Consider the following 14,753-nt stretch of genomic DNA (forward strand, 5'->3'; position numbering starts at 1 on the left):
ACGTCGGCCCGCATGGGCCAGCCGCTCAGCATGAGGGGTGCTCGCAGAGTTCATGGCGGCGGTATGAGCGCCGTAGGCGAGCGTGCGCCACGAACGACTCGGGCGGGAAGGCTCGCTGCTGCGCAGTGGAGAACGCAACGGCAGGCTCTGAAATTCGGGTAACGTCGACGGAACCGGTGGAGATCAGGAAGTGCGCATGCTGACTGATCTCACCGATCAGCACACGAAGATCATTCTTCGTTGAGTGCCTTCGCCAACTCCTTCAAGTCGTGATCAGAAGGGTTGGTGATGTCGATGCCACTGTCGTGATCTACGTCGGGCAGGACTTCCGGCCCGTTGGGTTCCAAGACGGACGGCAGGTTTGCGCAGAGCTGTCGCATGACCTCGATGGGAAGGTCTTTGCCGGCTTCAGCATCCTCGGGCGGGTCAGGCATATCGTCGTAGGACAGGGCGAAGTCCTCGGCTAGCCCGTGCAGTGGCTCGCCTGGCCGAGTGAGAGGCCTCGGCCAGATGAGGCAGGCCGAGCTTGGCGGCGGTGGCGCGGATGCGGGTGGAGACCAGCTCGGTCAACGGGCTTCCTTCGTGGTGTGATCGGTGTTGAACGGGCGGGTGCCGGTCAGTTCGTCATAGACCGACAAGGGACGCCGGCCGACCTCGACCTGGGCGGCCGCGGTCCGGTTGAGCAGGCCTGCCAAGGATCCTGGGGTCGGCTCTGGGCCGTTGCGGCCTTTGCTCTGGCCTTGGTGAACGGGAAGGTCGTGGCCCGCGGTGACGCGTCGTCCGGCTCCGGTGGGCAGGCCGTCCCAGTGCCGCTCGTCCACAACGCGGCAGCCGCGGCCCACCGCCCGCGGATGGGCGGCCAGCAGTGTCTGTCCGGTGTGGTCGGGTGTGGTGGCGTGCAGCATGATCTGAGCCTTGGTCGCCCTGACCTCGACCAGCTGGCGCGGTTGCACCCGGCGGGCCGGGACCGAATAGAGATTCGCCTCGAAGGCGATCAGGCAGTCCTTGCCGACGTAGCGAAGATGCCGTTGGGCCACGACATACGTGGTGGACGGCAGCGGCCGCAAGGCCATGTGGTCACGGACCGCTCGCAGGCCGATGACCTCGCCGTGAGTCCCGTGGACCTTGGAGCGCCGCAGTGGAACCCAGGCGGCGAAGGCGGCGTCGAGCTCCTCGATCGAGGAGAATGCGCGCCCGGCCAGGACATGGTCACGGACGATGGCGACCTGCCGCTCAACCCGGCCTTTGCCGGTGGGCCGATAGGCGGCCAGCACATCGGGGTCGAAATCGTAATGCCCGGCGAAGGCAACCGCCTCGGGATGCAAGGGGACAGCCTCACCTGGGGCGACGTGGCGTCGGACCACCGTCTTGGTGCGGTCGTAGACGATCGACATCGGCACCCCACCGAAGTGCTCGAACGCCCGGCGGTGGCAGTCGAAGAAGGTCGTCAGATCCTGGCTGGTGGTGAAGCAGCAGAACGGATCGCGCGAGTAGGACAAGGTCATGTGGAAGGAGTAGACCTTCCCGATGCCGACGTGGGCCAAGATCTTGCCCTCGTCGCCCCAATCCACCTGCGCCTGAGCGCCCGGCACCACCTCGAACCGGCGATGCAGCCCCGCCAGTTCACCCGGACTGATCCCGAGTTCGGCCGCGATCCGCGGCCGCGCCTCCTGCAAGTAGATCTTGACGCGCTGGTAGTTGCCGGTGAATCCATAGTCGGCCACCAGACGCTCGTGGATCACCGCCCCCTTGAGCAGGATCTCCGCCCGCAACATGGCGTCGATCAGCGGCGCGACCTCGTCCACCACGCGCTGCCGCGGCCGAGTGTTGGGTGCCCTCTTCGGCGGCACCACCGGAACCTCGCCCGACAGGTACTTGGCGACCGTCCGCCGGTTCAGCCCGGTCTCGGCCGCGATCTCCCGCAAGCTCATCGCACCGGACTCGTGCAGGCTGCGAAACCGCCTCAGCTCCAACCAGCGATGCGGGTCCAAGACCACCGTCAGCCGCCCTCCATCGACTCCGAACAGAGGACAGTAGCTTCGCAGTAACGCTGCGTTACCGCATCAAGAACGGTGCATTCTCATCCGTACGCGCTGGCGCACGTTCACTTGTACGCCGACACACGCATTCGATGAACTTCAGCATGTTGTTGCGCAGACCCCGAACCGACCTGCCCATTCCATCTGTTGGCAGGGCACTCAGCTGGGTCAGCTCGCCCTCGCGCACCAGATTGCAGACCAGACGAAGCTGGTGATCGATGGTCGCCGTCCCGGCCCTGGTCCGTTCCTGCAACCCGTAAAGGATCTGAGCCACCACCAGGTTGGAAAGGCCTCGGAGACTCACCTTGCCGTTGACGGCGATAGCGGACGTGGTTCGCCGCCAGTGATCTTCATCGGCGTCCGGCTCGCTGCCCCGAAGACGTGCCCACTTCGCGGCGTGCGCTCGACAGTAGGGGCCCCAACCCTCGCGCTGCCGTTCGCATGCCGCGACCTGGCAGATGCCGAACGACGGTAGCGGGACTGTCTCCGGACGGAGCAGGAACTGATCCAGAGGCAGTCTCAGCATCTGATAGCACTGATACTCGTGCGCGGTGCAGAGCCGGGTGGTCGATGATTTCCAGGCCCGGGGGCAGCCTAGGACGGCGCAGGGCTCGATGCGCGTTCCGGTCGCCCGTGCAGGAGTGCGTGACGTACTGACGACGAAGGCTTCCAGGCAATCCTTGCTCTCATCGAGCGGATGACTTCTTCTCCACCGCTGGTAACAAGCTGGGCAGAGCCGATGCCAGAGCCTCGTCGGCCTTTCGCACCAAGTGACCCGGCAGATGTCGTAGCCCAGCTCGGGATGGTCCGCGGGGAAGGTGACGATCTTGATGTTCGGATCCCAGGACAAAAGTGCGAGAAACCTCGGCTCGATCAGGCCCCAGAGCGTTCGTGCCTGCTCATCATCGGCATGGTCTCCAGAGGTGCGCGTGTCGACCGTGGCGAACGTCATCGCCCCGCCTCCTGGCCGAACTCACGAGGGCTCGGAACACGCTCAACGGCCTCACGCAGACGCGCTGTCGCCGGGTGCAGATAGGGGTCGGAGGAGGAGGGGCGCTTGTGCCCCATCAGAGCCTGGATCTCATCCAACATGCCGCCGGAATCGGCGATGTTGCTGGCGAAGGCGTGTCGCAAAGTATGGGCCGTGACAGATCGACGGACACCGGCACGGGTCACCAGCGTCTCGACGAGCTCGCCGACGCCATCAGGCGACACTGGAGCACCCAGCGGTGACCGGAACAGATTGACCAGCAGAAAGTCGCAGGCACGCGCCTCGACGCACTCCTGTCGCTCGAGCATGTACTGGTCCATGGCTTGGACAAGGAGAAAGTCGACCGGCACGCTTCTCTGCCGACGGGACTTGGCCCAGGCGCCGTTGGCATTCGGGCGGCGGACGACGTGCAGGTGGGCGCCTTCGACCGGGCAGCCCAGGGCCCGGGAGTCCATCAGGAAGTGGATGTCGCTGCGGCGCAGCCCAGCCGTCTCACCTCGCCGTAGTCCAGCCCTGGCCATCAACAAGACGATGAGCCGGTCGCGCGCGGAATAGCAGGCGTTCAGCAGAGCGAGGATCTCCTCGTCGCTGGCCCGGTCGACTGTCGTCACTGGCTCCTGCAGCCGATGCCGCGCTCTCAATCGATAGGCCAGGCCGGCGTCTTCCCCCTGCGCTTCTATGGGCAGGTCCCGCGTATCGGCAAGGTCGTAGATCTGGCCGAGGATCCACGCCGGCGCTTGCTGGGCGGCGATCGCGTGAGACAGGAACCCACGGATTCCCGTCAAAATCGCGTTGATTCGACGCTCGCTGCGCACCGGTTTCATGCCCGGACCGAGCACCACCGTGGCGTGCTCGTCGCCAGCGGGAATGTACTTCAGCCAGGTCATGAACAGGCCCATATCCGTGGCCGCCGTCTGCCACTGCCTGCCCGTTCCCGTGCACCACCTCAGGAACATCGCGATCGCCCGTGCATACGCTTCGGTCGTCGACTCGGCTCGATCCCGGCCGAATCGCAGCTCGCGCAGGAACTGATCAGCTACTCGTACTACTGCCAGGTCCTCGCCGAGCACCGTCCAATACCGGGCGCCTGACGGCATGATCACTGGGAACGCACGCACTCGCTCTCCTTGCTTGCTCACGTACTGGAGTTGAACAACTACCAGCCGCAGGAGTCGCACCACAGGAGAACTGTTGCGGAACCTTTGAGCAGTTCGTGTTCTGCAACATCACGCCACAGGTCAGAGACCCCCGGAGAAGACCACTTCCGCGATCAGGCCGACCCGCTCGTCGGTCATGTCAGCAATGGGTGAGCGTGCCTCCTCCAACGTCAGCAGAGGCCCGGTCCAGCCATCCAGGTCCCAGCTCTCATCGCCGCGGCAGATGCCGCAATCGGCGCCGTCGTCGCAGGGAAAGGCGTCGTGCCAGTGTCCCAGGGTCGCCTCAGCGGCCATGGTGAATACGTCCAGGAGAAGGTCGAGATTGCGTTCTTGGAGGCCGGCGCGTTTGCCCGCCGGCGTCCAGCAGCCGCAAGGTGCCGACACCAGCAGCGCCTTCACCCAATGCAGAGCGGGATGGCGGGGGTCAAGGTGGCGGACGTTAGAGACGATACGGCGGAATCCGGCCGCTTCAGCGGTGGCGGCCGCGTCCTTATGGATTTCGACCCCGATCATGTCGACGTCCTGGCCGAGCACGTCACGAATTCCGGTACACCAGCCGCCTGGCCCTGCGAATAGGTTGACGACCCGGATCGGAGCGTCGGGCGCGGGTTCGTACAGCCACTCGACCGGCCACGGGTCGGCCAGGCGGCGCAGTTCATCATCGGTCAGCCCGGTCAGGTCGGGCATCGGGCAGTCGAAGTCGTAGGGGAACGTGCGGCAGAGAAGAGTCATGACCTTCCGGCGCGGGGAAGATAGCCGAGCGGTGGAAGCGATGGCGAGCTGCTGGTGAACGCAGACGCCGCCCTGGGCCGCGGGTCGGCTTGCAGCGGTAATCGAGGAGGTGCCAGGGGCGCCTGGTGCCAGGCGCGTCAGCCCGACCGGCTAGCGGGCTCGCTGGTCGGTCATCAGGTTCCCGGCAATCTCGGCAATCCGGAGGACGTGCTCGAGGCTGCGCACCTGCATGTGGATCACGGTCAGGCCGGTGTCGGTGACGCGGAAGTCGGCAAATACCCGCTGGTGATCGCGGTACGGAGTGCGAACCCGGTGGTCGGTGCTCGAACCCCAGCTGTCCGCGTTCGGGATCGCGGCTACGATCGCGGCCACGGTGGCGCGCTGCTGATCCACATCCTGCAGATGGTCCGCTACCGCTTGTAGGACTTTGTCGAGGTCAGCGTGGTAGGCGGGCAGCAGCCGGCGGGTGATGTCGCCCGCGATCGCGCTGCGGCCACGCGAGACAGCGCAGGTGATCCTGTGAGGCTTGGCCCACCCCGCCGTGACCCGGGAAGATCCTTCGGGATAGTGCCCTTCAATTGTGACCCGGCCAGGCTGGCTGCTGTAGTGCAGGGACAGCTTTTCAACACCGCGCTGGATCCAGAATCCGGCGTGCTTGTTCTCGCGGCAGAGAGTGTAGTCGCCGAGGTCCTCGGCGATCTGCTCAGTCAGATGCCGGGCATCGTCGATTTGTACAGGGGTTAGCTTCATGCCTTCCTTCGAGGAGGAGAAGCGGAGTTGCCGATGCGCGCGGAGCGAGCTGCGATCAACCCCGCGGGCCGAGAGGGTTACGGGCTGGTACTCGACAGAGCTCGACAATGCGCGGCTGCGGCGCTTGGACCGCCTGCTCGTTGGCGGCCATTGCCGGCGAGGGAGACGGCGCCCCGGACGACGAGGCGGTACTGGCTCCGCCGGTGACGGGGTGTCATGTTCCCGCCTGGCTGGGGAAGTCGCGATGAGACAGCACCAGCGTGGCAGTGATCTGCGGCTTGGTCGCGGCCGCTGCGGCGGCTCTGTCGGCCTCCTCGCGAAGGACGGTCCAGTCGAGGACCTGCCAGCCTCCTTCCGTCTCGACGGCGACGGCCCATTCAGCCCAGCCCAGGTCGCGGGCTTCCCACACGCCGATCGAGCCGGCGGGCCGGTAGCGTCGAGTGTGATCAGGCAGGACGACGTGGTTGTACCGGTGCGACATGCACCGGTTACACCAGTAGAAGTACGCTCCGGTCGCGCGGTGCATGTCCAGGCCCGTTCCGACCCACTCCCCAACGAGGCTTGAGGTGGTGTCCGGAGCGGAAGGCTTCAGGAGGGGGCAGCCGGCGATGTGGACCACGGTGACGGTGTGTTCCTCCCGACCGTGGGAGGTGTGCGTGATGCTGGCGTGCGTGGTCGTCGGGTAGCTGTGGAGCGCGTCCGGTGTGATGTAGGGGCCGCTGTTGAGCACTTCGATGGGCAGGTGCCGCGTGGTCATGGAGCGGGAACTGGCGGTGCTGGTGATCATCAGGTGCCCATCCTGGGTTTCGTCGAACGGCGAAGGAGGGTGTCATGGAGGCTGCTCACTGCTGTCCTTTCTGGGCGATGACGTCCCAGATGTTCTTCGCGCCGAGCTGGTCGAGCAGGGCGATGACATCGCGGAGGGTGCCGTTGGGGCCAAGCTGGGTGAGCATCGTGATCAGGGCGCGGGCCTCGTGGTGCTCGTATGCGCGTCCTAGGAAGCTGATCGCGATGTCGGGGTCGCGCTTGTCCCAGCCGAATTCGTGTGCCGCGGCGCTGATGCACCATTCGCTGCGGTCGCCGTACCTGCATTCGATGTCGATGCTGGATCGGTCAGCCTCGTCGTCGATGTTGCGGTAGTGGTCGGTGCCGTTGTTGATGGTGTAGGTGAGTTGGATGTCTTCCGGCAGCGTCAACGGGGCGGGGGGAAGGTCTGGTTCGGGCTCTACCTGACCGGAGACGATGCGCGCGATGTCGCTGTCGGGCCCGGCGAGCCTGAACGCGGCGACCAGCCGCTCGATCACGTCGTTGCTGGTGCGCGGGTCGATCCCGAGCGCCACGGCGTTGACTGCGTAAGCGGCCGTGGCCAGCATGTCGCGATCCTCGTCGGCGCAGTCGGGTTCGTCCGTGCGAGGGATGAGCACGTTGAGGTGGCCGTGCGCCTCGTCGTCGTGGCGGTACTTGGCGACAGCGTTGGTGCCGCCCCAGCGTTCCCAGGCTGGGCTGGCGTCAAGGTATGCGGTGAGCGTGGCGCGGTCGACGTTGAACGGCACGACCGGAACGGCGCGGGCGGTGGTCACGGTTGAGGGGCTCCGTTCGGGGCGTTGAGGGTGATCCCGTCGAGCGGTTGTCGACGGACGGTGAAGCCGTGGGCCGGGGTAGTGCCAGCGTGGAGCGAGCACATTCGTCTCAAGCCGCCGGAATTGCCCGACCGCGCTGGCCACACGGCCGGGCGGCAAACAGCTGGGCAGGCGGGGTCCCGCCGCCCAGGCGGCACGGCCGCGGATGAGGATTCTGCCGCCGAGCGGCATCAGCCGCCGATGAGTTCGCCGTCGGCGTCGTCGGCGTCGGTGTCCTCATCGGGGAGCACACCAGCGGCCTCCAGTACCTGGTCGGCGAAGTCGTTCTGCACGTTGGGTTCCGCGTAGTCGCAGACGTGCTTGTCGTAGCCGCCTAGTTCGGCGGCGATGGCCTGCCACGCGTCGTCGGTGAGGGGTAGGTCGTAGTGATCTTCCAGGTAGATGGCGAACCATTCCCTGTCGAGGTAGTTGACGGCGATGTCGCCGACGTCGGCGAGCTCTAGGAGCGCGTCGGTGGCGTTGCCGTCGTACTGGTGGGCGACGAGGCGGCGCAGCACTGACCAGCGCTGTTTGGAGGAGGGGTTCGGCTGGGCGAGGCGACCGGGCTGCAGGTCCGGGCGGCGCTTGTGCACTTCCTCGGCGATGAGCGCGAGGATGTCCATCGTCCACCTGCGTTCGGCGCTGTCGCAGCTCTTCCCGTCGTTGTTCGTGATGATCTGCCAGGCGGCTGTCAGGGCCTCTTCCAACTCGGCGAGGATTCTCGTGGTGTTGGTGGTTGCCTTGCCGGTGGCGCGGGCTGTATCGCTGTCGTCGAACACCGTGGAGTCGCCGATGTCCACGCGGACCGGGACGGTGGAGTCGCTCCGGCATAGTCCTGGGCCGGGGGTATCGAGGTCGACCGAGACGCGGACGGCTCCGATTTTTGGATCAAGGTAGGCGTATACCTGAACGCCGGCGATCGTCAGGCAAGGCAACGTGTATGCGTCGCGGACGGGCAGGAACGCGGCGGCCTGGTTTGCGGCCGCGCACCGCTCCACGTCGGGGAAGGCGTACGGCAGCGAGTCGCGGACGAGCCTGACGGCAGGGTCGTTCGCATGGACGCGGCCGGGGGTGAACCATCCGTGCGTTGCGGTCAGGACGACGCCGTATGTTCCGACCTGCGTGACGGTGCTGATGGTGAAGGGGAAGGGGAAGTCGTTGCCGTTGAGGCTGAGCAAGATGTCCCCTGATTCGATGTCGCCGACCGTGACGGGCTCGGTTCGGCTAGTGTCGAGGGTGAGGGCTCGGCCTTTGATGGCGGCCGCGCGGTTGTGTAGCTGATCGACGTGGTCAGGGGAACTGTAGTTGATCACTGCTGATGGTTCTTCTTGTCTATCGGATGGCCGGCATCGTAGGAGGGTCCTCGAGGTGCACAAGCCGGGGAGGGGAGCGGTCACGCTGTCGGGCTTCGTGGCTGCCGTGCGTCGTCACGTTTCCGATGCCGCGGTTGGGGCGTCGCGTGGATAAGAAATAGGGTTGCTGAGAGCAGGTGGATCGAGGCCGGAGGGCAACGGGGACGGTTGACGCTGCTCGCTCGTCGCTCTCGGGAGAACTCGGGTGATGACGTGCGTGATGTGCCTGTGCTCGCGGCGGGCGGCGTCGTGGACGATCTGGCGCTGTCGGCTCAAGGCCAGTGCGTGCGCCAGCTAGGCAAGCCAAGCGGCTACCGTCCGGCCGTGACGCCAGACAGCACCGCCGTCGCGGCTCTACTCGTGATCAATTTGCGGGTTGGGCGTCTCAGCAGCCATGACCTTGCAGTGGGGTGTCGCGTCCGCTCTTGTGCCGCTTGTCTTCCTCGACGACTCGACCACCGCATGGAAGCCGCACGGGCAGCGCAGTCACCAGAAGCAGTGATCGGTCTCCCGGATGAACGCCCCGTTGGACGAATGGTTCTTGTCCCGTTGGGTCGTCTGCGTGGTGGTCACCCTGTGCACCGGCGAAACGCGCTCCCCCGGTGTGGGATCGTATCCGGCCGCAGCCTGGCCAGGGTCGTGTTCGCCTCGTGCCCCTCCTTGCGGAGCCGGGCGCGCTGCGTGTCATCGAGGAGCGCGCTTTACTCCCAGCCGAGAAGTCGTCATGCCACTCCCGATACTCCTTCAGCAGCAGCCGCGGGGTCTGACGACGTCTGTATCGGCCAGCTGCATCAGAGCGCTGGTCTTACCCGTGTGGGCGAGTGACGTATCAGCGAACGCGCGGCTGCGGTCGCTTGGTGTTCATCGGTGCCGGAGACGTGGTTCGCTGGTCAGTATTCAGGTTCTCCGGACGATGGCGGGGTGGCTCAGTCGTGGTCGATGAGCGGAGGTGGGCCGCGCTCGCGCGCGCGGATGCCTGAAGTCCGAGGCGTTGTGCCAGCTTGGGGCCAACTTCCAAGGAGAAACGCACGGTGGGTAGCATGCGACGCTCCCAGCCTTGGAGGGCGGCGGTGATGTCAGAACCGTAGCGGGTGCACTGGACCAGGGTGGCCGTCAAGTCATTGATCTGCTCGACACCGTTGTTTGCTCCTCGGCCTGTCAAGGGTGAGACGGGTGCGAGAGCGTCGCCCACCAACACTGCGTGGCCGCGCCCGATGGGAAATGCCATTTGCCGTGGCGGCTGCGTCGTCAGCAGCGGTGCGGCCGACCAGCTTATGGTTGCCTCCACCATACGAATCGCGTCTGGTGTGAGCATGCGGTGCGCTTCATCTACCACCAGTTGCTTGGCCTTGTCGCTAACCTGGTGCGGAAGAATGAAACTACGTTGCGTGGGGGACACGCCGCATACCTCGGTGAAGCGGCTTTCGCTCATAGGCATGTACAGGGCCCAGTCGCTGCCAAGATCCCCATTGGATAAGACCATGGGGAAAACGGCTAGGCGCGTCGTTTCTGGCTCGTACCGGGTGTAGTCTTGCAGGTCTTTAGGAGCCCAGGCGCTCTGTCCTCTCCATGCGACGATACCGGAGTACTCGAGAGACCGCTTGGGCTCGAGAATGCTACGGCCAATGGATCGACGGCCATCGGCGAAAACGACAAGGTCAGCGGAGGCCGTCTCTCCATCACGAAAGTGCAGCCGCGGTCGCTCATCAGCGCCTATATCTAGTCCCACGACACGCTTGCCGGTCTGCAACATCCCGGGTGGCAAGCGCGTGATGAGACTCTTGTTGATCAGGTGCCAGGCGGTGTGGCGACCCGGATACAAAGTCTCGAAACGCCGAGACTCCGAACGGTCCGCTATTTTTATCGATACGATGCGCTCACTTGGAAAGGGAACAATTTCCGCTTGGGGAACGCCAATTGTATCTAGCACACCAAGCGCAGGATGTTCTAAAGTTATCGCTCCGCCAACCTGTGCCATTGGTTCGGGCGAAGCTTCGTAGATGTGAACGTTGGTGAATCCCTCTTGGTGTAGGCGTAGAGCCGCCGTCGGCCCGGTGATGGACCCGCCTACGATGGCTATGTCCGGTTGATTGGCCATCTTCAGACTCTCCGTTTCATAAGCCGCGGATCAACGTTGCAGGGATTCCCACTCCACTGGCGTGATACTGCGAACCCGGTCACCCAGCGCTGCAACGCCTAGGAGCAGACCTTGCGCGCCCAGCAGGTAAACGTGATGGTCTGTTGTGATCACCATCTCGACTTCGCGCCACGGTGATTCTGCGCTGTCCGGCACTTCTACGTAGACAAACCAGTGCGGCTCTATCTCGCGTGCGTCCCGATAGGTCATAAATCCTCCGTTCGATTCGCATCATGATGCTCGAAATGCAGCACCATGACAAGTGTGACGGGTCTTCCGGTCAGATTGATAGTCAAGTCCGGGGTAGCGATGGGCGCGCAGCTACCAGGTGTGCTGGTGTCGAGGCCGAGGTGGGCGCCGTTCGATCACCACGCCTCGTACGGGTCGTGGCCTAGCGAACGGTCACCGGATGGACCGGGTCAACGCCGTCCACCCGGTGCGGAATCATGTCCGGCCGCAGCGTGGCCGGGGTCCCATTCGTGTCATCCAGCAGCGCGACGGACCCGGCGCCGAAGAGGTCGTCCCGCCAGCCGGCGGTACAGCAGCGGCAGCGGGGGCTCGATGGCCGCGGGTCCCGACAGCGCTCCGTCGGGCCTCTGGACGAGGTAGCCAAAGATCGTGGGCTTATCACCTTAGATCACTTTCTGCTCGCGGCGGATGCGGCCGTTTCGGCTTGTTCTTCTGGCCTCATTCGACGCATTTCATCGGCCGGGCTCCTTGCTGCCGGCCTCAGTGAGTCGGGCGAGCAGAGCTCGCATCGACCACACCGTCTCGTGGTCGGCCCACAGGTCATCCCCCTCGTTGCGGACCTCCGCGTAGTGGAACGCGCGGTACCCGGTGGCGAGGTTGTGCACGATGTAGTGCACGCGGATGGCCTTGCCGTGGCCGGTGAGCGTCAGGAAGACCCTCCGGTCTTCCTCTTTGGTTTCGGCGTGGAACCCCGCGGCGTTGGCTGCGGCTTCGACCTTGTCCACGGCGGCGTACGGGTCACGCATCGGCGTTCTCCTTGCCGCTGTCGAGCCACGCCCGGACGAAGTGGTTGAGCCGGGCGGCCACCACCTCGTCGACCTGACGCAAGTCCAGGTGGTTGCGACCGTCGGCCTTGGCGGCGGCCCATAGCTGGAGGATCTGCGCTAGCGTCGCCGTCAGCTCCGCGGTCAGGCTGCCCGGCGGATAGTCCCGTGCGACGGCATCCAGCAGGTGGCCGTACTCCGGTAGGTTCATCAGCGTGCGGTACCTGACGCTGCCGGCCTTGAGGTGGAACCTCTGCCAAGTGTGGCGGGTCGTCCAGAGGGTGACGGTGTTCTTGTCGCCGTAGCGGCGGTCGCCCTGGATGACGAAGCCGTAGCCGCCGAAGAGGCTGGTGTACGGGGTGACTGCCTTACGGTGGATGTTGTGCGCGCGGCACTCGACGAGGAGTTCGTACCGGTAACCGCGCAGGACCTGGCTGGTGTCGCCGTCGAGGTAGTCCATGGGGACAGTGCGGTGCGGCGGCGTCCATGGCGGCTGAGTAGGGCCGGGCAAGGGGTTCTCCACTGGGTTGCGGGGGTGGGTGGGCGGTACGGCGCTCGGCCGGGCCGCCTGAGGTCAGCCAGAGTGCGTGTTGATCAGGGCGATCAGGTCCGCGCGGCGTGCTGTCACGTTCGAGGTCGAGCAGGTCTGTGAGGGCGCAGGTCAGCTCGCGGTCGAGGTCGTTGGCCGACGTCGTGGTACTGCTGGCCTGGTTGCCGAGGCCCTGTTCGTCGAGGTTGTCGGCGGTGGTGAGGACCTGCCGCCGACGGGCGGCCAGCTCGCGCAGGCGTGGCAGCTCTGCCGGATCGATGCGGATCACTGGTGTTCCTTGTCGAGCAGTACCTCGCCGTCGATCTCGACGGCGAGCAGATCGGGGTGGTCACGCCATGCGGTGACGTCGAACGGCCGATAGGCCCAGCTGCGGCGGAACGTGCGCTGCCATCGCCGGATGGAGTCGGGTACGGTTTCGAACCGGACATCGGCGGGCTTGCGCCGGGCTCGGCGTGTCACGATCGCGTGCGCCCTCATCACCTTGTGGCCGACGCACCTGCCGTCCTCTCCGGAGCAGTCTCCGGGGGAGTCACAGGCGAGCACCACGTCGTGGGTCAGGACCTTGGTCACGACGCCGGTCGCCGTCCAGCCGTAAACGTCGGCGGCGACGCGGTCGCCTTTGCGGATGTCGGTCATGGGCACCTCGGAACGAGTAGCGGCCGGTTAACAGGGCGAGCCAGGCCGATAGCAGGGCCAGCGTCATGGGCTTCCCTCGGAGCCGAGGGCGGCCGGCCCTCCGAACGGGCCGCCCGAGGTGGTCACTAGGGCCTCCAGGTGAAGCGGTTACAGATGCCCGGGTTGCGCTCGGCAGCGCGGGCGTCAGCGACCGCCGCTGTTCTCGGCGAGAGTCGGCGCGTACCAGAACACGGCCGACGGCCGCCGGCCATCGACGGATATCTCGGCGATCTCCTCGAACGACCTGCCCTGCATGTCCGCGCGGGTGAAGGCTTAGCCGTGGTGTGTTGCGGCGACGGTGTCGTGGTGCTCGTTGCCGACGGCGATGTGCTGGCCAGTGCCGTAGCACCGCCGTGCGGTGGTCTTGGTGATGGGGACCAGCGGCCCAGTCCATGCCATGGTGTTCTGCTTTCAGGCGTCGGATGTGAACGGCTCGGGGTTGTTAGCCGAGGAGCTTGGCCAGGTAGCGCAGGTGGTCAGACAGGAGGCGGGCGTGAGCGCCGACGTTCTGGAAGTCGTTCCACCGGCGGATCTCGCCGGTGCGAAGCTGCCAAGTGCCGTCGGCGAACGTCCAAGCGGCCTGATCGCCGATGCGGTCCAGTGCGGTCCAGATGGCCTCGGTGTCGAGCCGGTCGGTGGTGAGGTCGTCCATGAGGACGCCAACGGCCTGGATCCCAGCGCCGTGCGTGAGGCGAGACAGGCGCGGTTCGAGTTTCCACGCGGTGGGCCATCGTTTGGCCACGAGGTTCCAGAACGTGAGCAGGTGGCTGACGGCCTGGTCGACGTTGACGGTGCCGTCGTCAGGGTTCCGGTATCGGTAGAGCGCGCCGTTGTACAGGCTGGCCTCGATCATGCGGAGGACAGCGGTGTCCTTGACACGGCCATCAGGCTCGGTGGGGGTGCGGATGGCATGTTGGAACGCGCCGGGTGTGGTGTTGAGCTGGGCAAGGATCGTGGCGGGCGCCTGGCGGCGCTGCCACGCGGCCGGCAGCGTGCCGCTCGCGGATGGCAACAGTTCGTGGATCAGCCCCTTGGGCAGGGGTTTGGTGTTGTTGGTGAGAATGAACTGGGTGCGCTGCTCGTCGGGGTCGGCAACGAACCCGACCGCTGAGATCGGCCACTGATCAAGATTGGCGCCGCGGATGGCAGCGCCGCGCTGCTGGCCGTCCACGATCAAGGCCGGCTTGTCGACGTCGTCGAGCGCGGGGTCGACCGGGATGGACAGCACCCCGAGCGTGGCGTAGTCGACGACCGTCGGGATGTCGATCGGCTCGAACGCCACCTGGTGATTGAACGCCAGCGTGATGGAGGTGGGCATCAGAGCGCCCTGGGACTCCAGATATCGGCGGATGCCCTGGATATGGTTGTGCGTTTCGGGCCGCTGGTACCCGAGCAAGTTGCCGTCGTCGTCACGGTGGATGCGGGAGACGGTGGCGAAGCCGGGCAGCAGTTTGCCGTCGACACCGAACTGGTAGAGGGTATGGGCGCCTTGCCTGATGGCCAGCGCGGGCAGCCGCAGGACGTATGCGTCGGTCATCGGTGGCCTTTCGAGAGGGGTGTCAGTCCGTTGGTGCTGTCGTGGTGGCGTTGGAAAGTCGGTGTGGGCCCAGGGCTCGTGCCAGCAAGGGCGGGCGTCCCAGCTCTGATGGGGCCTGTGTGGGTGTTCTGTGGGCGGCGGCAGCGCCCTCTCCTCGCGTCGCGGCTTGGGCACGACCTGGCCGGACTGTTTGAGGGACGG

16 protein-coding genes are annotated in these 14,753 nt (G+C 65.7%); all 16 read right to left on the bottom strand.

All coding sequences use genetic code 11. The annotated features are described in order from the left end of the window. Positions 1-230 precede the first annotated feature (230 nt). Positions 231-434 carry a hypothetical protein gene (locus ABFX54_RS03890; protein WP_346101482.1) on the bottom strand — a complete coding sequence of 68 codons (204 nt, stop codon included), beginning with the start codon at positions 432-434 and terminating at the stop codon, positions 231-233. Between the two features lie 132 nt (positions 435-566). After that, the gene (istA, locus tag ABFX54_RS03895; RefSeq protein ID WP_346101483.1) at positions 567-1,997 is read right to left on the bottom strand and encodes an IS21 family transposase; all 1,431 of its coding nucleotides are present in this window, start codon (positions 1,995-1,997) and stop codon (positions 567-569) included. A gap of 58 nt (positions 1,998-2,055) precedes the next feature. Then, positions 2,056-2,991 (bottom strand): hypothetical protein, encoded by a 936-nt coding sequence (locus ABFX54_RS03900; protein WP_346101484.1) that lies wholly within the window; start codon positions 2,989-2,991, stop codon positions 2,056-2,058. Continuing rightward, the gene (locus ABFX54_RS03905) at positions 2,988-4,148 is read right to left on the bottom strand and encodes a tyrosine-type recombinase/integrase (RefSeq protein ID WP_346101485.1); all 1,161 of its coding nucleotides are present in this window, start codon (positions 4,146-4,148) and stop codon (positions 2,988-2,990) included. Before ABFX54_RS03905 ends, ABFX54_RS03900 begins: the two co-directional genes overlap by 4 nt. 120 nt (positions 4,149-4,268) lie before the next feature. After that, positions 4,269-4,874: a DNA cytosine methyltransferase gene (locus tag ABFX54_RS03910; RefSeq protein ID WP_346101486.1), complete on the bottom strand. Its 606-nt coding sequence runs from the start codon at positions 4,872-4,874 to the stop codon at positions 4,269-4,271. 195 nt (positions 4,875-5,069) lie between these two features. Then, the gene (locus tag ABFX54_RS03915; RefSeq protein ID WP_346101487.1) at positions 5,070-5,669 is read right to left on the bottom strand and encodes a hypothetical protein; all 600 of its coding nucleotides are present in this window, start codon (positions 5,667-5,669) and stop codon (positions 5,070-5,072) included. A gap of 214 nt (positions 5,670-5,883) precedes the next feature. Next, entirely contained in the window at positions 5,884-6,456 is a 573-nt protein-coding gene (locus ABFX54_RS03920; RefSeq protein ID WP_346101488.1) for a hypothetical protein, read from the bottom strand. Positions 6,457-6,511: 55 nt separating this feature from the next. After that, complete coding sequence (locus ABFX54_RS03925) at positions 6,512-7,249, bottom strand: hypothetical protein (protein WP_346101489.1); 738 nt, start codon at positions 7,247-7,249, stop codon at positions 6,512-6,514. Between the two features lie 230 nt (positions 7,250-7,479). Beyond that, entirely contained in the window at positions 7,480-8,685 is a 1,206-nt protein-coding gene (locus ABFX54_RS03930) for a hypothetical protein (RefSeq protein WP_346101490.1), read from the bottom strand. Between the two features lie 784 nt (positions 8,686-9,469). After that, positions 9,470-10,738, bottom strand: a complete 1,269-nt coding sequence (locus tag ABFX54_RS03935) for an FAD-dependent monooxygenase (RefSeq protein ID WP_346101491.1) — start codon at positions 10,736-10,738, stop codon at positions 9,470-9,472. Positions 10,739-10,768: 30 nt separating this feature from the next. After that, entirely contained in the window at positions 10,769-10,987 is a 219-nt protein-coding gene (locus ABFX54_RS03940) for a hypothetical protein (protein WP_346101492.1), read from the bottom strand. Between the two features lie 491 nt (positions 10,988-11,478). Next, positions 11,479-11,772, bottom strand: a complete 294-nt coding sequence (locus ABFX54_RS03945) for a hypothetical protein (RefSeq protein WP_346101493.1) — start codon at positions 11,770-11,772, stop codon at positions 11,479-11,481. Next, positions 11,765-12,250: a hypothetical protein gene (locus tag ABFX54_RS03950; RefSeq protein ID WP_346101494.1), complete on the bottom strand. Its 486-nt coding sequence runs from the start codon at positions 12,248-12,250 to the stop codon at positions 11,765-11,767. Before ABFX54_RS03950 ends, ABFX54_RS03945 begins: the two co-directional genes overlap by 8 nt. A gap of 354 nt (positions 12,251-12,604) precedes the next feature. After that, a complete protein-coding gene (locus tag ABFX54_RS03955) occupies positions 12,605-12,976 on the bottom strand; it encodes a hypothetical protein (protein WP_346101495.1) in 372 nt (123 codons plus the stop codon). Positions 12,977-13,288: 312 nt separating this feature from the next. Next, positions 13,289-13,414, bottom strand: a complete 126-nt coding sequence (locus tag ABFX54_RS03960) for a hypothetical protein (RefSeq protein WP_346101496.1) — start codon at positions 13,412-13,414, stop codon at positions 13,289-13,291. A 43-nt stretch (positions 13,415-13,457) separates the two neighbouring features. Then, on the bottom strand, positions 13,458-14,552 hold the full coding sequence (gene dbpB / locus ABFX54_RS03965; RefSeq protein ID WP_346101497.1) for a DGQHR domain-containing protein DpdB: 1,095 nt from the start codon (positions 14,550-14,552) through the stop codon (positions 13,458-13,460). Between the last annotated feature and the right edge of the window lie 201 nt (positions 14,553-14,753).

The organism is Nonomuraea maheshkhaliensis (assembly GCF_039529435.1).
Classification (GTDB): Bacteria; Actinomycetota; Actinomycetes; order Streptosporangiales; family Streptosporangiaceae; genus Nonomuraea; species Nonomuraea maheshkhaliensis.